The organism is Sphingobium chungbukense (assembly GCF_001005725.1).
Classification (GTDB): Bacteria; Pseudomonadota; Alphaproteobacteria; order Sphingomonadales; family Sphingomonadaceae; genus Sphingobium; species Sphingobium chungbukense.
On the sequence record NZ_LBIC01000007.1, the window covers coordinates 514,696 to 534,168 of the forward strand.

The 19,473-nt window shown below is 65.1% G+C and carries 20 protein-coding genes and 1 tRNA gene; 8 read left to right on the forward strand and 13 right to left on the reverse strand.

Annotated features, from left to right (window positions below):
• The 5 genes from YP76_RS17460 to rpsB all read right to left on the reverse strand — a co-directional run bounded on the left by YP76_RS17460 (position 1) and on the right by rpsB (position 4,070).
• Positions 1-780, reverse strand: coding sequence for an isoprenyl transferase (locus tag YP76_RS17460; RefSeq protein ID WP_046764855.1), 780 nt, complete (start codon positions 778-780; stop codon positions 1-3).
• Between the two features lie 43 nt (positions 781-823).
• Positions 824-1,381, reverse strand: coding sequence for a ribosome recycling factor (gene frr, locus YP76_RS17465; protein WP_046764856.1), 558 nt, complete (start codon positions 1,379-1,381; stop codon positions 824-826).
• 6 nt (positions 1,382-1,387) lie between these two features.
• A complete protein-coding gene (gene pyrH, locus YP76_RS17470; RefSeq protein ID WP_046764857.1) occupies positions 1,388-2,113 on the reverse strand; it encodes a UMP kinase in 726 nt (241 codons plus the stop codon).
• Positions 2,114-2,283: 170 nt separating this feature from the next.
• Positions 2,284-3,210, reverse strand: a complete 927-nt coding sequence (gene tsf, locus YP76_RS17475) for a translation elongation factor Ts (protein WP_046764858.1) — start codon at positions 3,208-3,210, stop codon at positions 2,284-2,286.
• Positions 3,211-3,311: 101 nt separating this feature from the next.
• Complete coding sequence (gene rpsB / locus YP76_RS17480) at positions 3,312-4,070, reverse strand: 30S ribosomal protein S2 (protein ID WP_046764859.1); 759 nt, start codon at positions 4,068-4,070, stop codon at positions 3,312-3,314.
• A gap of 171 nt (positions 4,071-4,241) precedes the next feature.
• Between rpsB and YP76_RS17485 the strand changes: the two genes are divergently transcribed.
• Complete coding sequence (locus YP76_RS17485; protein ID WP_232307594.1) at positions 4,242-4,544, forward strand: hypothetical protein; 303 nt, start codon at positions 4,242-4,244, stop codon at positions 4,542-4,544.
• Positions 4,545-4,548: 4 nt separating this feature from the next.
• Here YP76_RS17485 and YP76_RS17490 read toward each other — a convergent pair whose 3' ends face one another.
• Both YP76_RS17490 and YP76_RS17495 read right to left on the reverse strand, forming a co-directional pair.
• Positions 4,549-5,325, reverse strand: a complete 777-nt coding sequence (locus YP76_RS17490; protein ID WP_046764860.1) for a CDP-alcohol phosphatidyltransferase family protein — start codon at positions 5,323-5,325, stop codon at positions 4,549-4,551.
• Positions 5,325-6,059, reverse strand: coding sequence for a phosphatidylserine decarboxylase (locus YP76_RS17495; protein WP_046764861.1), 735 nt, complete (start codon positions 6,057-6,059; stop codon positions 5,325-5,327). Before YP76_RS17495 ends, YP76_RS17490 begins: the two co-directional genes overlap by 1 nt.
• A 180-nt stretch (positions 6,060-6,239) precedes the next feature.
• On the opposite strand from YP76_RS17495, the gene YP76_RS17500 reads away from it, so the two are divergent.
• Together YP76_RS17500 and YP76_RS17505 are read left to right on the forward strand one after the other, a co-directional pair.
• The gene (locus tag YP76_RS17500; protein WP_046764862.1) at positions 6,240-7,460 is read left to right on the forward strand and encodes an NADP-dependent isocitrate dehydrogenase; all 1,221 of its coding nucleotides are present in this window, start codon (positions 6,240-6,242) and stop codon (positions 7,458-7,460) included.
• A 174-nt stretch (positions 7,461-7,634) separates the two neighbouring features.
• Positions 7,635-9,248: a bifunctional GNAT family N-acetyltransferase/carbon-nitrogen hydrolase family protein gene (locus YP76_RS17505; protein WP_046764863.1), complete on the forward strand. Its 1,614-nt coding sequence runs from the start codon at positions 7,635-7,637 to the stop codon at positions 9,246-9,248.
• 106 nt (positions 9,249-9,354) lie between these two features.
• On the opposite strand, the gene def is transcribed toward YP76_RS17505, so the two are convergent.
• Positions 9,355-9,885 (reverse strand): peptide deformylase, encoded by a 531-nt coding sequence (gene def / locus YP76_RS17510; protein WP_046764864.1) that lies wholly within the window; start codon positions 9,883-9,885, stop codon positions 9,355-9,357.
• Positions 9,886-9,950: 65 nt separating this feature from the next.
• Complete coding sequence (gene recR, locus YP76_RS17515) at positions 9,951-10,547, reverse strand: recombination mediator RecR (protein WP_046764865.1); 597 nt, start codon at positions 10,545-10,547, stop codon at positions 9,951-9,953.
• Positions 10,548-10,601: 54 nt separating this feature from the next.
• Between recR and fmt the strand changes: the two genes are divergently transcribed.
• Both fmt and truA read left to right on the forward strand, forming a co-directional pair.
• Positions 10,602-11,510 (forward strand): methionyl-tRNA formyltransferase, encoded by a 909-nt coding sequence (gene fmt / locus YP76_RS17520; RefSeq protein ID WP_046764866.1) that lies wholly within the window; start codon positions 10,602-10,604, stop codon positions 11,508-11,510.
• A gap of 6 nt (positions 11,511-11,516) precedes the next feature.
• Positions 11,517-12,278 (forward strand): tRNA pseudouridine(38-40) synthase TruA, encoded by a 762-nt coding sequence (gene truA / locus YP76_RS17525; protein WP_046764867.1) that lies wholly within the window; start codon positions 11,517-11,519, stop codon positions 12,276-12,278.
• On the opposite strand, the gene YP76_RS17530 is transcribed toward truA, so the two are convergent.
• Entirely contained in the window at positions 12,273-12,995 is a 723-nt protein-coding gene (locus tag YP76_RS17530) for a queuosine precursor transporter (RefSeq protein WP_046764868.1), read from the reverse strand. The genes truA and YP76_RS17530 overlap by 6 nt on opposite strands.
• A gap of 112 nt (positions 12,996-13,107) precedes the next feature.
• Between YP76_RS17530 and YP76_RS17535 the strand changes: the two genes are divergently transcribed.
• Positions 13,108-13,184 (forward strand) — tRNA-Arg (locus YP76_RS17535).
• Between the two features lie 10 nt (positions 13,185-13,194).
• On the opposite strand, the gene YP76_RS17540 is transcribed toward YP76_RS17535, so the two are convergent.
• The 3 genes from YP76_RS17540 to fsa all read right to left on the reverse strand — a co-directional run bounded on the left by YP76_RS17540 (position 13,195) and on the right by fsa (position 16,443).
• The gene (locus YP76_RS17540; RefSeq protein ID WP_046764869.1) at positions 13,195-15,207 is read right to left on the reverse strand and encodes an acyltransferase family protein; all 2,013 of its coding nucleotides are present in this window, start codon (positions 15,205-15,207) and stop codon (positions 13,195-13,197) included.
• A 147-nt stretch (positions 15,208-15,354) separates the two neighbouring features.
• A complete protein-coding gene (locus tag YP76_RS17545; RefSeq protein ID WP_046764870.1) occupies positions 15,355-15,681 on the reverse strand; it encodes an antibiotic biosynthesis monooxygenase family protein in 327 nt (108 codons plus the stop codon).
• 108 nt (positions 15,682-15,789) lie between these two features.
• Positions 15,790-16,443 (reverse strand): fructose-6-phosphate aldolase, encoded by a 654-nt coding sequence (fsa, locus tag YP76_RS17550; RefSeq protein ID WP_046764871.1) that lies wholly within the window; start codon positions 16,441-16,443, stop codon positions 15,790-15,792.
• A gap of 142 nt (positions 16,444-16,585) precedes the next feature.
• On the opposite strand from fsa, the gene YP76_RS17555 reads away from it, so the two are divergent.
• Together YP76_RS17555 and YP76_RS17560 are read left to right on the forward strand one after the other, a co-directional pair.
• Complete coding sequence (locus YP76_RS17555; RefSeq protein WP_046764872.1) at positions 16,586-17,251, forward strand: DUF2490 domain-containing protein; 666 nt, start codon at positions 16,586-16,588, stop codon at positions 17,249-17,251.
• A 47-nt stretch (positions 17,252-17,298) separates the two neighbouring features.
• Positions 17,299-19,470, forward strand: coding sequence for a primosomal protein N' (locus YP76_RS17560; RefSeq protein ID WP_046764873.1), 2,172 nt, complete (start codon positions 17,299-17,301; stop codon positions 19,468-19,470).
• Positions 19,471-19,473: the final 3 nt, after the last annotated feature.

Sequence of the window (19,473 nt, forward strand, 5' to 3'; positions counted from 1 at the left end):
TCACAGCCCGCCGAAACGGCGGTCCCTCAGGCGGAAGGCATCCAGTGCCGTGGCGAGCGCCCGCGCGTCGAAATCCGGCCACAACATGTCGGTGAAATACAGTTCCGCATAGGCGGCCTGCCACAGCATGAAATTGCTGAGCCGCTGCTCGCCCGAGGTACGGATCATCAGGTCCAGCGGCGGCAGATCGGCGGTGTAGAGCGCCGCATCGATGTCGCCGATGCCGATCTCCTCCGCCGCGATCTCTCCGGCGGCCACGCGTCGGGCCAGGATCTGCGCCATCCGCACCAGTTCGTCCTGCGCTCCATAATTGAGCGCAATGGCGATGATCGGGCCGGTATTCGCGGCCGTGCGCGCCATCGCTTCCTCGATCAGTTCGACCAGCGACGGGTCTAGCGCCTGATAATGGCCAATGATCCGCAACCGCACGCCATTGGCATGGAATTCATCCAGGTCGGACTGGATGAAATGGCGCAACAGACCCATCAGGTCCGCGACTTCGCTCGCCGGGCGCTTCCAGTTCTCCGAGGAGAAGGCGTAGAGCGTCAGGCATTCCAGCCCCATTTCCCGCGCCGCGCGGGCAACGCGGCGCACCGCCTCCACCCCCGCGCGATGGCCGGCGATGCGCGGCAGGAAACGCTTTTTCGCCCAGCGTCCGTTGCCATCCATGATGATGGCGACGTGACGGGGTCCGGGGGACCCCGTGCGGATGCCGTCGACGGGGCGCGCGCCATGGGCTGGCGCACCACTGCTGAGGTCGGGCTTGGCCTGGCTGGCCATCAGATGGTCGTTCGCGCCATGAGGAAGAGTGGAAAGCCTCGGCTCACTGGCCGAGAATTTCCTTCTCCTTCGCCGCCGCCGCCGCATCGATGTCAGCGATGGTGCTGTCGGTCAGCTTCTGGACTTCGGTTTCCAGCCGCTTGCGCTCGTCCTCGCTGAGCTCGCCCTTCTTCTCGTCGGTCTTCAGGCTGTCCATGCCGTCGCGGCGGACATTGCGCACGGCGACGCGGGCGCCTTCGGCATATTTGCTGGCGAGCTTGGCCAGTTCCTTGCGGCGTTCCTCCGTCAGGTCCGGGATCGGCAGGCGCAGCGTCTGGCCGTCAACGATCGGATTGAGGCCGAGACCCGCCGAACGGATCGCCTTGTCGCAGGGGCCGACATTGGTCTTGTCCCACACCTGCACCGACAGCATGCGCGGTTCGGGCGCGGAAACGGTCGCCACCTGGTTGAGCGGCATATGCGCGCCATAGACCTCGACCGTCACGGGATCGAGCAACTGGATATTGGCGCGGCCGGTGCGCAGGCCCGCCAGATCGCCTTTCAGCGATTCGACGGCGCCGTGCATGCGGCGTTCGAGGTCGGCCTTGTCATATTGAGCCATTTTGTTTCAGCGCTCCTGATTTTGCACGATCGTCGCCACACCGTCGCCGGCCAGCACCTTGGCCAGATTGCCGGTTTCGCGAATGTTGAACACGACGATGGGGATATTGTTTTCGCGGCAGAGGGCAATGGCGCTCGCGTCCATGACCTTGAGGTTATCATTCAGCACCTGATCGAAGCTGATTTCCTCGTAACGCGCGGCGTCCGGCACCTTCTTGGGATCGGCATTGTAGATGCCGTCGACGCTGGTGCCCTTGAACAGCGCGTCGCAGTCCATTTCCGCCGCGCGCAGCGCCGCCGTGGTGTCGGTGGTGAAGAAGGGGCTGCCGGTGCCCGCCGCGAAGATCACGATCCGGCCCTTCTCCATATGCCGCACCGCCTTGCGCCTTATATAGGGCTCGCAGACCGACGCCATCGGAATGGCGGACTGGACGCGGGTGTCATAGCCGATCTTCTCGAGCGCATTCTGCACCGCCAGTGCGTTCATGACCGTGGCCAGCATGCCCATATAGTCGGCGCTCGCCCGGTCGAACCCCTTGGCCGCCCCGGCAAGACCCCGGAAGATATTGCCGCCGCCGACGACCACGCACAGTTCGAAGCCCGCATCCTTGGCCGCCGCGATCTCCCCGGCGACGCGGTTCACGGTCTCGGGCTCGATGCCGAACTGCCCCTGCCCCATCAGCACTTCGCCCGAGAGTTTCAACAAGATGCGCTTGAAGGCGGGTCGGGTCATGCGGGGCGATGTTCCTTTTATGATTGGGCAAGGAAATGGCGCGCACCTTAAGCAGCGCGCGCCATTATGTGAAGCAGGGTTTTGAAACCCCGAACTTCCTTAGCGTCCGCTCCCGGCTTGTCGAGAAGCCTCTGCCTCCCGACACCGCCCGAAGCGAACCATCTGTCGGATCAGACGCCAGCGGCAGCGGCGACTTCAGCGGCGAAGTCGCTCGTTTCCTTCTCGATGCCTTCGCCGAGCTGGAAGCGAACATAGCTCTTCAGCGTGATCGACGCGCCGGCATCCTTGGCCGCCTTGGCGACGACGTCGGCGACCGGGGTCTTGTTGTCCATCACGAAAAGCTGGCTGAGCAGCGCCTGCTCCTTGGCGAACTTGGCGACCGCGCCGTCGACCATCTTGGCGACGATCTCGGCGGGCTTGCCCGATTCGGCGGCCTTTTCAGCGGCGATGGCGCGCTCCCGCTCCAGCAGGGCCGGATCGATATCGGCAGCCGACAGCGCCAGCGGGAAGGCAGCGGCGATGTGCATCGCGATCTGCTTGCCCAGCGGCTCCAGAACGTCGACTGAGGCGTCGCCTTCCAGCGCAACCAGCACGCCGATCTTGCCCAGGCCCGGAGCAGCCGCATTGTGGACGTAGGGAACGACCACGCCCTGGCTCACTTCGACCTGGCCGACGCGGCGCAGGGTCTGGTTTTCACCGATGGTGGCGATATTGGCGACCAACTTCTCGGCCACGGTGCCGCCCGAGGGATAGGCAGCGTTCGCCAGCGCGTCGACGTCGGCAACGCCGTTCTCCAGCGCGATGGTGGACACGGTGCGCACGAAATCCTGGAACTGGTCGTTCTTGGCGACGAAGTCGGTTTCGCTGTTCACTTCGACGGCGACGCCCTTGGTGCCGGCGACGGCGACACCGACCAGACCTTCAGCGGCGGTGCGGCTCGACTTCTTCTGCGCGGCGGCCAGACCCTTGGCGCGCAGCCAGTCGGTTGCCGCTTCGATATCGCCATTGGCTTCGGTGAGCGCCTTCTTGCAGTCCATCATGCCCGCGCCCGAACGGTCGCGCAGTTCCTTGACGGCGGCAGCGGTAATCTCGGCCATGTTTCGGCTCCTAATAAGGTTCAATGTTTCAAATAAGCGCTAGGGCGCGTTCCAGTGGAGCGCGCCCTAGCCTGTCAATCTTGCAGTTCGAAGACCGCGTCTCAGGCCTGAGCGACGACCTCTTCGGCCTCGGGCTCGTCCAGAGCGCCCAGGTCGACGCCCGAAGCCTGCTGCGCACCACGGTTGCCCTTGGTGGCGGCGGCGGCGATGGCGTCGCAGTAGAGGCGGATTGCGCGGCTGGCGTCATCGTTCGCCGGAACCGGGAAAGCGATGCCATCGGGCGAGACGTTCGAATCGAGGATCGCGACGACCGGGATGCCCAGCGTGTTGGCTTCCTTGATCGCCAGCTCTTCCTTGTTGGCGTCGATCACGAACATGACATCGGGGATGCCGTTCATGTCGCGGATGCCGCCCAGCGACAGTTCGAGCTTCTCGCGCTCGCGGGTCATCTGAAGGACTTCCTTCTTGGTGAAGCCGTGGGTGTCGCCCGACAGCTTCTCTTCCAGGGTCTTCAGACGCTTGATCGAGCCCGAAATGGTCTTCCAGTTGGTGAGCATGCCGCCCAGCCAGCGATGGTTGACGAAGTGCTGACCCGACTTGCGGGCGGCTTCAGCGATCGGGTCCTGCGCCTGGCGCTTGGTGCCGACGAACAGCACCTTGCCGCCGGCGGCGACGGTCGCGGACACGAAGTCCAGCGCGCGGCCGAACAGCGGCACGGTCTGCGACAGGTCAAGGATGTGGATGCCGTTGCGCTCGCCGAAGATGTACGGCTTCATGCGCGGGTTCCAGCGGTGGGTCTGGTGGCCGAAATGGGCGCCAGCCTCGATCAATTGGTGCATGGTGACGACAGGTGCCGCCATAATAGTTCTCCTTCCGGTTACACCTCTGGGAATCAGGAACCGGGCGTCACGCCAGGCACCGGATATGTCGATTCCCATGTGGAATGGGCGCGCCTTTAGCGAGCCGGGAAAGCCAATGCAAGGGGTTGACTCTCCATTCTGGATGGAACATAAGGAGAACATAGGGAACAAATGACGGTTTTCGGCCATTTGCTCACCCATAGTGAACCAAGCCGTGAAAATGGCAAGACGGAAAGTGATCTGCTTATGTTCGCACTGGTCGCAGCATGTGTTTTCATCGGATCGTTCCTGCTTGCCGCAGGCACCATCATCGCGATGTTCGCCCTTTATCATGACAAGATCGTCGCGGCGCTGACGTTCGAGCCCATCCCGCAGGAAGTGCAGGTCTATCGCCTGCGGATCACCCGCCGCCGCGCTGTTCCGGCCATGCGCCGGTCCGGTCCGGCCTTCCCGGCCGCCGCCTTCGCCGCCTGAGGAACTACTGCCCCTCGCCCGACCGCTGGCCGCGCACCTTGGCATAGGACATCATGCCGAAGGGGATGAGCGAGAGGTAAAGGGCGCACAGGACCAGCAGCGTCAGCCAGGGATCGGTGATCAGCAGCGCCGCCAGCAACCCCGCAAGCGCGATCGCCTCCAGCCTGATCCGCTTGCGCAGCCGAAGCGCCGACCAGCTATAAGTCGCAATGCTGGAGATCATGAGGAAAGCGGTGAAGGCCGTCCAGGGCGCCACCACATACCATTCACGGAACAGCGGCTCGCCCGTCACCAGCCAGAGATAGAGCGGCACGAAGGCCAGCCCCGCCCCGGCAGGCGCCGGAACGCCGGTCAGGAAACCGGCCGATTTGTGCGGCTGTACATCGGCATCGATATTGGCGTTGAACCGCGCCAGCCGCAGCGCGCAGGACAGCGCATGCGCCAGGGCGAATATCCAGCCGAATTTCGGCATGGCATGCAGCGACCAGAGATAGAGCACCAGTGCAGGCGCCACGCCGAAAGCGATGGAATCCGACAGCGAGTCCAGTTCCGCCCCGAAACGGCTCTCCCCCCGCAACAGCCGGGCGATCCGTCCATCCAGCCCGTCCAGCACGCCAGCGATCAGGATGGAGAGCACCGCCCTCTCCCACTCGCCCGAAATGCCGTAGCGCACGCCGGTCAGGCCGAAGCACAGCGCCATCGCCGTCACGGCATTGGGCGCCACCATCCGCAGGGTGATCCCCCGGCGCAGGCCGCGCGGGATGGCGCGCCGCTGCCGCATTATTGCTGAATCCCCGAAATCACGCGCATGTCGCCGATCTGGCCGAGGATCGTCTCGCCCGCCACGGTACGCTGCCCCAATACGACCCGCGGCGCGGTACCCGCTGGCAGATAGACGTCGACCCGGCTGCCGAAGCGAATGAGGCCGATGCGCTGCCCCGCCGCGACCATGTCGCCCGGCTTCACGAACGGCACGATGCGCCGCGCCACCAGGCCCGCGATCTGGGTGAAGCCGATCCGCACCCCGTCATGGCGCTCGACCAGTATATGCTGCCGCTCATTATCCTCGCTTGCCTTGTCGAGGTCGGCGTTGAGGAACTTGCCCGAAATATAGACGACCGACTTCACCATGCCCCCGATCGGCGTGCGGTTGATATGCACGTCGAACACGCTCATGAAGATCGACACGCGGATCATCGGCTGGTCGCCCAGCCCGTCCGCCCCCGCCATCTCGCGCGGCGGCGGCACCCGCTGGATCAGCGTCACCAGCCCGTCGGCGGGCGCGACGATGGCACGCTCGTCCTGCGGCACGGCACGCACCGGATCGCGGAAGAAAGCCAGCACCCAGATCGTCACCATCACCATCAGCCAGCCGGGAATCTCCCAGCCGACCAGGAACAGCACGGCGGTGATCGCCGCCGCGATCAGGCCGAATTTGACGCCCTCCGGATGCACGGAAGGAAATCGCCATTTCACATTGCCGCCCAGCGCGACGGTCAGTTCGTCATTTTCCATGGGCACCGTCTTTAGGCACAGTCAGTTACAGTGACAACGCCCGATCCCGCTCCCGGACCCATGAAATGATCCTACCCTGCAAACGCCATTACCCGGACAAACTGCGCAGTTGAACATTGCCGCCGCTTTGCCTAGGGCGGGTCCCAAATTCCACCCGAACGAAGAAAGCGAATAGGCGCTATGGCTAAGATCAAGGTGAAAAACCCCGTCGTGGAGATCGACGGCGACGAAATGACGCGGATCATCTGGCAATGGATCCGTGAGCGCCTCATTCTCCCCTATCTCGACATCGACCTCAAATATTACGACCTTGGCGTCGAGAAACGCGACGAGACCAACGACCAGATCACCATCGATTCCGCCAACGCGATCAAGGAACATGGCGTCGGCGTGAAATGCGCCACCATCACCCCCGACGAAGCCCGCGTCGAGGAATTCGGCCTGAAGGAAATGTGGAAGTCGCCCAACGGCACCATCCGCAACATCCTGGGCGGCGTGGTGTTCCGCGAACCCATCGTCATCCGCAACGTGCCGCGCCTGGTCCCCGGCTGGACCGACCCGATCGTCATCGGCCGTCACGCGTTCGGCGACCAGTATCGCGCCACCGACTTCCTCGTCCCCGGCCCCGGCAAGCTGCGCATGGTGTGGGACGGCGAAAATGGCGATAAGATCGAGAAGGACGTCTTCAACTTCCCGAGCTCCGGCGTCGCCATGGGCATGTACAATCTGGACGACTCGATCCGCGATTTCGCTCGCGCCAGCATGAACTATGCGCTGGGTCGCGGCTGGCCGCTCTATCTGTCGACCAAGAACACGATCCTCAAGGCCTATGACGGCCGCTTCAAGGACCTGTTCCAGGAAGTGTTCGACAATGAGTTTGCGGCAGAGTTCAAGAAGGTCGGCGCCGTCTACGAGCACCGCCTGATCGACGATATGGTCGCCTCCGCCCTGAAGTGGAGCGGCAAATTCGTCTGGGCGTGCAAGAATTATGACGGCGACGTTCAGTCCGACACGGTTGCGCAGGGCTTCGGCTCGCTCGGCCTCATGACCTCCGTGCTGCTCTCGCCCGACGGCAAGACCGTGGAAGCGGAAGCCGCGCACGGCACCGTGACCCGCCACTATCGCCAGCACCAGCAGGGCAAGGCGACCTCCACCAACCCGATCGCGTCGATCTTCGCCTGGACCCAGGGCCTTTCCTATCGCGGCAAGTTCGACGAGACGCCGGAAGTCACCAAGTTCGCCGAAACGCTGGAGAAGGTCTGCGTCGAAACCGTCGAGAGCGGCGCGATGACCAAGGACCTCGCCCTGCTGATCGGTCCGGAGCAGGCATGGATGACCACCGAGCAGTTCTTCGAGGCGATCCGCGTGAACCTGGAAGAAGCCATGGGCAAGTGGGCCTGATCCGACGGGCCTGAACCATCTGCATTCCGCGCGCCGTCGGCCATCCCGGCGAACTTGGGAATGCTCAGAGGGAACTGATCCGCATCCGCGCGGTTCAGTACGCTAACGGAACGAGGCGACGCCCCATCGGCGTCGCCTTTTCCATGGAACCGGGACGGTGCGGGAGGTGCAGCGATGACGACGACAGCCAAGAAACGCCTGGAGGTCCGGGCAGCCGTTCCCGCCGACGTGCGCGGCATCCAGCGGCTGATTGCCCGCGTCTATCCGGGCCTTCCCAATTATTCGCTCGCCACTCTGCGCGGCCAGATCAACAATTTCCCCCATGGCTGTTTCGTCGCGCTCTACGACAACAAGGTCGTGGGCTATTGCGCCACCATGCGGGTCAGCAGGAGCATGGCCTTCTCCAAGCATGACTGGGAGGAGATCACCGCCAACGGCTTCGGCACCCGTCACAGCGCGGCGGGCGAGTGGCTCTATGGCTATGAAATGGCCGTCGATCCCAAGCTGCGCGGCCTGCGCATCGGCCAACGCCTCTATGACGAACGCAAGGAACTGGCCGAGGAACTGGACCTGCACGGCATCGTCATCGCCGGCCGCATGCCCGGTTATGCCCGCGCCAAGCGACGCGTCCATGGCCCGGCCGATTATCTGGACAAGGTCGTCACCGGCAAGCTGCGCGACCAGGTGATCAGTTTCCAGCTCAAGAACCAGTTCGAACCGCTGGGCGTGCTTGAAAACTACCTGCCCGAAGACAGGCAGTCGGATGGCCACGCCGCCCATCTGGTCTGGCGCAACCCCTATGTCGATCCCGACGAAGCGCCCGAAATGCGCGTGCCCCGCGGCGTCGAGAGCGTCCGTCTCGCCACCTGCCAGCTCCAGGCCCGCGCCGTGCAGGATTTCGACGAATTCGTCCGCAACATCGAATATTTCGTCGATGTCGCAGCCGATTACCGCTCCGACTTCATCGTCTTCCCCGAACTCTTCACCCTTCCCCTGCTCTCCTTCGAGACGAAGAAGCTCTCTCCCGTCGAGGCGATCGACAAGCTGACCGGCTACACCCCGCGCCTGACGAAGGAACTCACGCGGATGGCGCTGGAATATAATATCAACATCATCGGCGGTTCCCACCCGACCCGCGCCGAGGATGGGGATATCCAGAACATCGCCTATGTCGCCCTTCGGGACGGTTCGGTTCATACCCAGGAAAAGATCCACCCGACGCCCAACGAAGCCTTCTGGTGGAACATCAAGGGCGGGGATTCGCTGGACGTGATCCAGACCGATTGCGGGCCGATCGGCGTGCTCATCTGCTATGACAGCGAGTTTCCGGAACTCGCCCGACGGCTGGTGGACCAGGGCGCGCGGATCATCTTCGTGCCGTTCTGCACCGACTCGCGGCTGGGTTATATGCGCGTGCGCTATTGCGCGCAGGCCCGCGCGATCGAGAACCAATGCTATGTCGTGATGTCGGGCAATGTCGGCAACCTGCCCAATGTCGACAATATGGACATCCAATATGCCCAGAGCGCGATCCTGACCCCCTGCGACCTACCCTTCGCGCGCGACGGCATCGCGGCGGAATCGACCGAGAATGTCGAGACGCTGACTATGGCCGACGTGAACCTTGCGGACCTGAGCTGGGCACGGGCGGAGGGCACGGTCCGCAACCTGCGCGACCGGCGCTTCGACCTCTATCATATCGACTGGGACAGCAATCCCGACCATGCCCATGCGCAAAGCGGCGGCCCTGTGCCCGCGGGCGGGCATAACGCGCCGGGTGGCGGGTGATGATAGCCCGCACGACGGATGGGGGTGAAGCGCGGACATAACCGCCTCTCCCAACGGGAGAGGGAATGTCTGCAACCGGCCAACTCTGTTAAAAAAGGATGCCGCCTCAGGCTGCCTTGCGCGCCTTGTTCAGCTTCTTCATCAGCATGTCGCGCTTCAGGCGCGAGAGATGGTCGATGAACAGCACGCCCTGCAAATGATCCATCTCATGCTGGAGACAGGTGGCGAGCAGCCCTTCCAGCCGCTCTTCATGGATGCGCCCGTCACGGTCCATCCAGCTTGCCCGGATGCTCGCAGGCCGCTCGACCTCGGCAAACTGGTCGGGAACCGACAGGCAGCCCTCATTATAGACCGACAGGTCGTCCGAACCTTCGAGAATCTCGGGATTGATGAACACCAGCGGCTTCTTGACCGGCGGTGCGTCTTCCTCGTCCGATTCCGGTTCCTGAAGGTCGATCACCAGCACCCGCTTCGGCACGCCCACCTGGATCGCGGCCAGGCCGATGCCCGGCGCGTCATACATGGTCTCGAACATATCGTCGATCAGGCGCTGCAAATCGTCGTCGATCGCCGCCACCGGAGACGAAATGGTACGCAGGCGCGGATCGGGCGCCTCCAGGATGGGAAGAATGGCCATGCCCCCAAAATAATCGGACGGGCGGGAAAATTCAAGCGACCGCCCGATTCAGCCTGAGGCCGGCTTCAACCCAGCGGACGACGCGCCCGAAGCGCCTGCGCCAAAGTGCCTTCGTCCAGATAATCCAGTTCCCCGCCGACCGGCACGCCATGGGCCAATTGGGTCAGGCGCACGGGAAAACGTTCCAGCCGCTCCGCCAGATAATGGGCGGTCGTCTGCCCCTCCAGCGTGGCGTTCATCGCCAGCACCACCTCGTCTATGCCGCCCGCCTCGACCCGCGCCACCAGTGCGTCGATGGAAAGATCCTCCGGCCGGACCCCTTCCAGGGCCGACAAGCGCCCGCCCAGCACATGGAAGCGCCCCGGGAACAGCCGCGACTTGTCCAGCGCCCAGAGATCGGCGACATCCTCCACCACGCAGAGCGCCCGCGCGTCGCGGCGCTGGTCGGCACAGATGCCGCAGGGGTCGACGGTATCGACATTGCCGCATATGCCGCACGTCACCAGCCGCTCGTTCACCGCGTCCAGCGCCCGCAACAGCGGCTCCAGCGCGGATTCGCGCCTCTTGAGCAGGTGCAGGACGGCACGCCGCGCGGAACGCGGGCCAAGGCCGGGCAGGCGGGAGAGCGCCTGCGTCAGCGCTTCGATCTCGGGAGAAGCCATGGAACCGAGATAGGGGCTTGCAAGTCGTCGGCACAAGGTCTTTGAGGTGGCGTCATGCGCATAATCTATATGGGAACCCCCGATTTCGCCGTTCCGGCGCTGGTCTCGCTGGCCAAGGCAGGGCACGAGATCGTCGCGGTCTACAGCCAGCCGCCCCGTCCGGCGGGTCGGGGCAAGGCGCTGCGCCCCTCCCCCGTCCATGCCAAGGCCGTGGAAATGGCGATCGAGGTCCGCACGCCGGTTTCGCTGAAGGACCCGGACGTGCAGGCCGCCTTCGCCGCGTTGCAGGCCGATGTCGCGGTGGTCGCCGCTTACGGGCTGATCCTGCCGCGCCCGATCCTGGATGCGGCGCGCTTCGGCTGCATGAACATCCATGCTTCCCTCCTCCCCCGCTGGCGGGGCGCCGCGCCGATCCAGCGCGCCATCCTCGCCGGCGACAATGTCACCGGCGTCACCATCATGGACATGGAGGCGGGCCTCGACACCGGGCCGATGCGGGCCAAGCATGTCACCCCCATCGAAGGCAAGACCGCCGGCGAATTGACCGAGGAACTGGCTGAAGCCGGCGCGGAGCTGATGGTCGAGGTACTGGACGATATCGCGCTGCATCCGCCGGTGCCGCAGCCGGAAGAGGGCGTCACCTATGCCGCCAAGATCGACAAGGCGGAAGCGCGCATCGACTTCGGCCGCGACGCCCATCAGGTCGAACGGCAGATACGCGCCTTCAACCCGTTCCCCGGCGCCTTTTTCGAATATCGCGGCGAGCGTTTCCGTATCCTCGCCGCGCATGTCGAGGAAATGGCGGGCCCGGCCGGGGAATTGCTGGACAACAGCCTGCTCATCGGCTGCGGTCATGGCGCGATCCGTCCGACGCTGATCCAGCGCGCGGGCAAGGGCGCGATGTCGGCGGGCGAATTGCTGCGCGGCTATGACATGCCCGCGGGCAGCCGGGTCGACGCCTGAGCCGCCATGCCCCAGCCAACGACGCGCTTCGCCTTCACCGTCGAATTTGACGGCCGCCCCTTCATGGGCTGGCAGCGACAAGCCCATGGCCCCAGCGTCCAGCAGGCGATCGAGGACGCGATCTTCGCCGTCACGGGCGAGCGGGTCGCGATCCATGCCGCCGGACGCACGGACGCGGGCGTCCATGGCCTCGCCATGCGCGCCCATGCGGACATTGCGAAGGACATGGCGCCCTTCCGCCTGATGGAAGCGCTGAATGCGCGCCTGCGGCCCGATCCGGTCGCGATCCTGGCCTGCGAAATGGTGCCGGACGACTGGCATGCGCGCTTTTCCTGCACGGGCAGATCCTATGTCTATCGCATCGCCAATCGCCGGGCGCCACTGACCTGGGAGAAGGGGCTATGCTGGCGGGTGATCCAGCCGCTGGACGAAGCCGCCATGCAGGAGGCCGCGCAACTGCTCGTCGGACGGCATGACTTCACCACCTTCCGTTCGGCCCATTGCCAGGCGGAAAGCCCGGTCAAGACGCTGGACCGGCTGGATGTGGAACGATCGGGCGATCGCATCGCCATCCATGCCGAGGCACGGTCCTTCCTGCATCATCAGGTGCGATCGATGGTGGGATGCCTGGCCATGGTGGGCATGGGCCGCTGGTCGATCGGCGATCTGGAGGCGGCGCGCGACGCGAAGGATCGCGCCGCACTGGGACTCAACGCGCCGCCGGACGGGCTGTATTTCGTGAGTGCCCGTTATCCCGACGCTCTATGAGAGGCTGGCGCGGAAGGGCGTGAAATTGGTGCCCTCATCGAACACGTCCAATCCCTCGGCGCGCTTGAGGCCGCCGACCACCATATAGGTCACGGGCGTCAGCACCGCTTCCCAGGTCACCTTCATCAGCCAGTTGGTGATCATCACCGTCACCACCTGCGCATTGGTCCAGTCGCCATAGAAGGCCAGCGGATAGAAGAGCAGGCTGTCCACCCCCTGCCCCACGACCGTCGACCCGATCGTGCGCATCCACAGATGCTTGCCCTGCGTCAGCAGCTTCATCTTGGCGAGCACGAAGCTGTTGGCGAACTCACCCGCCCAGAAGGCGGCGACGGACGCGAAGACGATGCGCCAGGTGCTGCCGAACACGGCCTCATAGGCCTTCTGGTCGGGCCAGCCCTCCGCCGGGGGCAGCTTCACCACCACCCAGCTCATCAGCGCCATGAACAGCATCGCGCCGAAGCCCGCCCAGACGCAGCGCCGCGCGCGGGCATAGCCATAGACTTCGGTCAGCACGTCGCCCAGCACATAGCCCAATGGGAAGAACAGGATACCCGCGCCGAAGGTGAAACCGCCCACGGTCGACAGCTTGGCCGCGCCGATCAGGTTGGAGAGCAGCAGGATCGCGACGAACCCCGCCATGCAGAAATCGAAATAGCGCAAGGGACGAGCGCCCAGCGCATAGGCATCGATTTTCCTGACCCCCGGTTCGCTCATGCCCCTGTGCATAAATGGCATTCCGGCAAAAGCAATGCCGCGCATGATCGCGCCACATGATTGCGCCACATGATTGCACTGGCGCCCAAGCCCGGCTATCGAACGCGCCGACGGCCCCGTAGCTCAGCTGGATAGAGCATTCGCCTTCTAAGCGAATGGTCACAGGTTCGAATCCTGTCGGGGTCGCCAATCCCGGCCTTCAGCCCTTCGACCCGGCGGCGCGCGCCGGCTTCATCGCCTCATAGACCATGCCCGTCAGCATCAGGCTGCCCTGCCGCGACAGATGATCGTCGTCGGAATAGAGCGGCACGCCCTGCGCCGTCATCGCGCAATGGCCGGTCCGGCACAGCAGCCGGTGCGGATAGAGGATCTTGACCGGGAAATGGCGCTGCATCTGGTCGAAGGCACTGAAGACGCCGCGCTGCCGACGCATATAGTCCGCCCTTGAAAGCACGAGCGGCGCCGGTTCGCTGTACAGTTCCGCCCGCGCCAGGGCCTCGGGCACATTGCGGCGGAATTCGGGAATGGGCGCGACCAGGATCACCTGCTTCCCCATGGCGGAGAGCGTCCGCACCGTTTCCTCAAGACCCGCCCGGAACAGCAGGGCGTCGCGGCCAAGGCTCCGGTCGTCATCCTCGCCCCGGCCGAGATAGCAGGGCGTGCCCCCTTCGGGCCGCTTGCCATTGGCGCACAGCCCCCAGCGGGACACGAGAAAGACCGTGTGGATGGATGGGCTGATGCGGAGCGTTTCCAGCACCAGCCGGTTGAACTCGCTGCAATCATGGGACGGCGGCTGGTCGAGCCGGTCGAGGCCGAGCAGCGTCGGGCAGGCGGGATAGGAGGCGATCCGTCCCGACAGCCCCAGCGCACTCCCGGCCCGGTCGAACGCCGGCTTCAGCGCATGGGCGTGGGAATCGCCCCAGAGGAGGAAGCTGGGCGCCGACCCGTTCCGCGCGCCGACCGGGCAGAGGCGGTGACGCCGCGCGGGTACCATGCCGGAACAGCGCGCGGGCAGATAGGCCATGCTCCGGCTGGCCGCGTCCAGCGCCGCGACCGACGGCGCGACCCGCGACGGCAGCCCGCCGGTCAGATACAGCATCGCCCCTGCGCCGCAGCCCATCATCACCATCGCCCCGGCAAAGGCGAAGGCGCGGCTTGTGGTGAAGCGGCGCGTCCGTCTGAACGGCTCCTCGATGAAACGCCAGGAGAGAAAGGCGACCGCGAGCGACAACAGCATGACCAGCATCTGCTCCCGCAAACGCCAGTCGCCATCGGTGCGGTAGGTCCAGAAGACGATGATCGGCCAGTGCCAGAGGTAGAGCGAATAGGAGATGCGGCCGATCGCCACCGGCACGGCGCTGCCCAGCAGCCGGTTGACCGCCGATCCGGCCTGTCCCGCATGCAGGATCAGCATGGCGCCGAGGACCGGGAACAGCGCATGGGCGCCGGGAAAAACAGTCGCATTCGAAAAGTGCAGGATCGCCCAGCCGATCAGCGCCAGTCCGGCGAGCGCGCAGAACTGCGCCGCGACGGCGCTGCGAAGAGCGGGCATCCGGCCGGTCCCCAGCAACGCCCCGCCCAAAAACTCCCAGGCGCGCGGGAAAGGCAGGTAGAAGGCCGCGACCGGTGACCGATCCACCAGCAGCAGCGCCGTACAGAAGGACAGCAGTGCCAATGTGCCGAGCAACAGGCGGAAGCGGCCTCCCACCCGGAAGGCGGTCAACATCAGGAGCGGGAAGAGGATGTAGAATTGCTCCTCCACCGCCAGCGACCAGCCGTGGAGCAGCGGTGCTTCCTCCGCCGCGCTGCCGAAATAGCCGCTGTGCCGCGCGAAATAGAGGTTGCTGGAAAACAGCACGGTCGCGACCGCGCTCATGCCCAAGGCGCGATAGTCGAGCGGCAGCAGGATCAGGCTGCCCACCGCGATGGTCACCGCGATCATCGCGAACAGCGCCGGGAATATCCGCCGGATGCGCCGCGCATAGAAGCCGGTCAGGCTGAACCGCCCCTCTTCCAGTTCGCGCGCGATGGTCGAGGCGATCAGATAGCCCGAAATGACGAAGAAGATGTCGACCCCGACGAAACCTCCGGAAAAGGGCCAGAGGTCGAGATGGAAGAACAGCACCGGCAACACCGCCAGCGCGCGCAACCCGTCAATGTCGCGGCGATAGGCAAGGGCAGTCTGCCCCCCGCCTGCCGGCGAAACCGGCATGGCGGCAAGGGATGCGCTGGCAGCGATGCTCTTTCCCTCCGGTTTTCAAGGGGCTTGGGGAGTAGAGCCATGGTGATAGCCGCTATGCCCGCCAGCGCATCGGCGCATGAGGGGCGGCGCGCAGGGCAAAGGTGGTAGGGCGATCGGTCAGGCGCGCGAACGCAGCAGCAGGTCGTCGGTCACGGTCATGGTGAAGATGGGATCGGCATCCGCCGGCACCTCCGCGATGGCATCGACGAAGGCGGCGCGCGTTTCCGGATCGTCATAGACCATCTTCCGGTCGAAAGCCGCCCGCCAGGTCGCTTCGTCGGGCCATTCGGCATAGCCGACGAAGCGCCCGTCCGCATCGCGGTGCAGGCGTGATCCGTAGCTGCCATATGTCTCGCGGATCAGATCGGTTCCCCGACGCCAAGCCTTGCGGAACTGTTCTTCCTTGCCGGGGTGGACGCGCCACCAATAGACCGCGACGAACATCGGCTCTCTCCTTTTGGAGGAAAGAATGATGTGGGTCGGCGGAGGTTGCAATCACCGTGCTCCTGCTTCCGCAGGAGCACGTCATGCCCCGGGGTCAGGCCTTGAAAATCAGAGAACCGACTGGCCCGTCTTCTCCCAGTCCGCCAGGAAGCCGGCAATGCCCTTTTCGGTCAGCACATGGTTGAACAGCGCCTTGATGACCGAAGGCGGCGCGGTCATGACATCCGCGCCGATCTTCGCGGCTTCCAGCACATGGATCGGGTGACGCACGCTCGCGACCAGGATTTCCGTGTCGAACGCATAATTGTCATAGATGAGGCGGATATCCTCGATCAGCTTCATGCCATCGAAGCCGTTGTCGTCATGCCGCCCGACGAAGGGCGAGATGAAGGTCGCACCCGCCTTCGCCGCCAGCAGCGCCTGATTGGCCGAGAAGCAGAGGGTCACGTTCACCATCACGCCCTCGCCGGTCAGCGCCTTGCAGGTCTTGAGCCCATCGATGGTCAGCGGCACCTTGATGCAGACATTGTCGGCGATCTTCCGCAGCACGGCGGCTTCCTTCATCATCGTCTCATGGTCGAGCGCGACGACTTCGGCCGACACCGGGCCTTCCACGATGCCGCAGATTTCCTCGACCACTTCCAGGAACTTGCGGCCCGACTTGTGGATCAGCGAAGGGTTGGTGGTGACGCCGTCCAGCAGGCCCGTAGCGGCAAGCTCGCGGATTTCACTGGTGTCGGCGGTATCGACGAAGAATTTCATATATCTGCTCCGGGGAGGGAAGGACGAATCGCGTTCCCTTTAGCGGCTCCATGACGGATTAGCCATTATTGCCCGAGTCCGGCCCTTTACCTGACGCCCGGCGCAACATTATGACGGCGGCACCTTTCCAAAGGACCGATCCATGCCTCGCTTCCGGCGTCCCCGCACAATATGGGACGCGCTCGCCGCCATCGCAATGGCCGCCGCCACGCCCGCCGCCGCCGCAACCAGCGAAACCCAGGGGTGGATGACCGAATCGCTGATCATCAAGGCCGGCGATGCCAATATGGTCAGCCTCGACATCAGCGAACGCTTGCGCCGCGATGCCTCCAATGGCGACCAGCAGACCTTGCGTGTCCTGATCGACCATCGCATCGCGACCGGCGTGCAGGTCGGCGGCGGCCTTGCCTATTTCCATTCGGGACCGGAGCAGGAAATGCGGCTGTTCCAGCAGGTCACGCTGACCCAGGGGATATGGATGAGCCGCACCCGGATCGAACAACGCTTCTTCGACACCGCCGATGAGGCGAGCTGGCGGCTGCGGCAACGGGGGCAGGCGTCGATCCCGCTCGACCGGGCAAAGCGATGGACGCTGGTCGCCGCGACGGAGCTGATGTTCCATCTCAACCGCGCCAAGCCCGGCGACAAGATGGGACTGGCCGTGATGCGCAACCAGATCGGCCTGCGCCATCCGATCGGCAAGGCGCTCGAGGCGCAATTGCTCTATATGCGTCAGCAGACCTTCCGCGACGGACGCCCCGACGCGGTGGCGCACATCCCCTGGCTGACATTGAGCTGGAAAATCTGACGCTTCCCGACCTTGCGCGCCCCGCCCCTGCCATTAGGGAGGGAGCCATGAATTCGCGCGCCCGTGTCATCCTGCTGAACGCCGCCCTGGGGCCGCTGGATTATCGCGTACCGCACGGGATGAGCGTCAAACCGGGCAGCATCGTCGTCGCGCCGCTCGGCCCGCGCCAGATCGTCGGCGTGGTATGGGAGGAGGACAGTTTCCCAGACATAGAGACGGTGGGCGACAACCGCCTGCGCAACATCGCGGGGCTGGTCGACGCGCCGCCGGTGCCCGAAACGCTGCGCCGCCTGATCGAGTGGACGGCGGACTATTATCTCGCCCCTGTCGCCGCCGTGCTGCGCATGACGCTGGCGTCGATGGCCGCGCTGGAGGGCGCGCGCACCGTCATCGAATATCGGGCGACCGGCGACCTGCCGGACCGCATGACGGAACAACGCGCCCAGGCGATGGAACGCATCGGCGAGCGGCAGGGGCTGATCCGCGAACTGGCGATGATCGGCGGGGTCAGCGACGCGGTGATTCGCGGGCTGGTGAAGGCGGGCGCCTTCGAGGCGGTGGAGGTGAGCGTCGACACCCCCTTCCCCATGCCGAATCCCGACCATGCGCCGCCGCTCCTGTCGGACAAGCAGGGCGCGGCCGCCGACCAGTTCATCGAAGCGGTCGGCGCGCGGGAATTCGCCCCGTTCCTGCTGGACGGCGTCACCGGTTCCGGCAAGACGGAGGTCTATTTCGAGGCCATCGCCGCCGCCATCCGGGAAGGCCGGCAGGTGCTGGTGCTGCTCCCCGAAATCGCGCTGACCGAGCCGTTTCTGGAGCGCTTCGAAAAGCGGTTCGGCACGATCCCGGTGAACTGGCACAGCGGCCTGCGCCAGAGCGAGCGGCGGCGGGCATGGCGGGCGATTGCGGCGGGCGAGGCCTCAGTGGTCGTCGGCGCCCGCTCGGCGCTGTTCCTGCCCTATCCCGATCTCGGCCTGATCGTCGTCGACGAGGCGCATGAAGCCAGCTTCAAGCAGGAGGATGGGGTCCACTACCACGCCCGCGACGTGGCGGTGATGCGGGGCCTCATCGAAAAATTCCCGGTCATCCTCGCTTCCGCCACGCCCGCTATCGAGACCCGGCACCAGGTCGAACTGGGGCGTTATCGCGAGATCAAGCTCCCCTCCCGCTTCGGCGGAGCGGCGATGCCGGATATCGAGGGCATCGACCTGCTCACCGACCCGCCCGAGCGTGGCCGGTGGATCGCGCCACCGCTGGTCAAGGCGATCGACGAGACCATGGCGAAGGAGGAGCAAAGCCTCCTCTTCCTCAACCGCCGGGGCTATGCGCCGCTGACGCTCTGCCGTCATTGCGGCTATCGCTTCCAATGCCCCAATTGCACGGCCTGGATGGTCGAGCACCGGCTGACCCACCGCCTCGCCTGTCATCATTGCGGCCATGTCATCCCGGCGCCCCGCTTCTGCCCCGAATGCAAGGAAGAGGACAGCCTCGTCGCCTGCGGCCCCGGCGTGGAGCGGATCGCGGACGAGGTGAAGGCGCTGTGGCCCAATGCCCGCACCGCCATCGTCACCTCCGACACCCTCTGGTCCCCGGCCAAGGTGGCCGAGTTCGTGAAATCGGTGGAGGCAGGCGCGATCGACATCATCGTCGGCACGCAACTCATCACCAAGGGCTATCATTTCCCCAACCTGACGCTGGTGGGCGTGATCGACGCCGATTTGGGCCTGGAGGGCGGCGACCTGCGGGCGTCGGAGCGGACCTTCCAACAGATCGTGCAGGTGGCCGGCCGAGCAGGACGGGGGCAAAAGCCGGGCCGCGTCTTCATCCAGACCCGCATGCCGGAGGCGGAGGTCATCAAGGCGCTGATCGCGGGCGATTCGGAACGTTTCTACGAAGTGGAAACGGCCAACCGCCGCCACGCGGGCGCCCCACCCTTCGGCCGCTTCGCCGCGATCATAGTTTCCAGCGAAAATGCGGACGAGGCCGCCGAGGTCGCCCGGCTGATCGGCAAATCCGCGCCGTCGATCGAGGGAATGCACGTCTACGGCCCCGCGCCCGCGCCGCTCTCCGTCCTGCGCGGGCGGCACCGCCACCGCCTGCTGATCCACGCCACGCGGCAGGTCGACGTGCAGGGCGCAATCCGCGAATGGCTGGGCAATCTGACCTGGAAATCGGGCACGAGGGTCGCCGTCGACGTCGACCCCTACAGCTTCATGTGATCG

Bases quoted from the DNA above. Each gene is read 5' to 3' on its own strand.
- YP76_RS17485 (WP_232307594.1), top strand. From the start codon at position 4,242: ATGACGGTTTTCGGCCATTTGCTCACCCATAGTGAACCAAGCCGTGAA.
- tsf (WP_046764858.1), bottom strand. From the start codon at position 3,210: ATGGCCGAGATTACCGCTGCCGCCGTCAAGGAACTGCGCGACCGTTCG.
- fmt (WP_046764866.1), top strand. From the start codon at position 10,602: ATGCGCATAATCTATATGGGAACCCCCGATTTCGCCGTTCCGGCGCTG.
- frr (WP_046764856.1), bottom strand. From the start codon at position 1,381: ATGGCTCAATATGACAAGGCCGACCTCGAACGCCGCATGCACGGCGCC.
- recR (WP_046764865.1), bottom strand. From the start codon at position 10,547: ATGGCTTCTCCCGAGATCGAAGCGCTGACGCAGGCGCTCTCCCGCCTG.
- pyrH (WP_046764857.1), bottom strand. From the start codon at position 2,113: ATGACCCGACCCGCCTTCAAGCGCATCTTGTTGAAACTCTCGGGCGAA.
- def (WP_046764864.1), bottom strand. From the start codon at position 9,885: ATGGCCATTCTTCCCATCCTGGAGGCGCCCGATCCGCGCCTGCGTACC.
- YP76_RS17530 (WP_046764868.1), bottom strand. From the start codon at position 12,995: ATGAGCGAACCGGGGGTCAGGAAAATCGATGCCTATGCGCTGGGCGCT.
- rpsB (WP_046764859.1), bottom strand. From the start codon at position 4,070: ATGGCGGCACCTGTCGTCACCATGCACCAATTGATCGAGGCTGGCGCC.
- YP76_RS17560 (WP_046764873.1), top strand. From the start codon at position 17,299: ATGAATTCGCGCGCCCGTGTCATCCTGCTGAACGCCGCCCTGGGGCCG.
- YP76_RS17500 (WP_046764862.1), top strand. From the start codon at position 6,240: ATGGCTAAGATCAAGGTGAAAAACCCCGTCGTGGAGATCGACGGCGAC.
- YP76_RS17490 (WP_046764860.1), bottom strand. From the start codon at position 5,325: ATGCGGCAGCGGCGCGCCATCCCGCGCGGCCTGCGCCGGGGGATCACC.
- fsa (WP_046764871.1), bottom strand. From the start codon at position 16,443: ATGAAATTCTTCGTCGATACCGCCGACACCAGTGAAATCCGCGAGCTT.
- YP76_RS17555 (WP_046764872.1), top strand. From the start codon at position 16,586: ATGCCTCGCTTCCGGCGTCCCCGCACAATATGGGACGCGCTCGCCGCC.
- YP76_RS17545 (WP_046764870.1), bottom strand. From the start codon at position 15,681: ATGTTCGTCGCGGTCTATTGGTGGCGCGTCCACCCCGGCAAGGAAGAA.
- YP76_RS17540 (WP_046764869.1), bottom strand. From the start codon at position 15,207: ATGCCGGTTTCGCCGGCAGGCGGGGGGCAGACTGCCCTTGCCTATCGC.
- truA (WP_046764867.1), top strand. From the start codon at position 11,517: ATGCCCCAGCCAACGACGCGCTTCGCCTTCACCGTCGAATTTGACGGC.
- YP76_RS17495 (WP_046764861.1), bottom strand. From the start codon at position 6,059: ATGGAAAATGACGAACTGACCGTCGCGCTGGGCGGCAATGTGAAATGG.
- YP76_RS17460 (WP_046764855.1), bottom strand. From the start codon at position 780: ATGGCCAGCCAGGCCAAGCCCGACCTCAGCAGTGGTGCGCCAGCCCAT.
- YP76_RS17505 (WP_046764863.1), top strand. From the start codon at position 7,635: ATGACGACGACAGCCAAGAAACGCCTGGAGGTCCGGGCAGCCGTTCCC.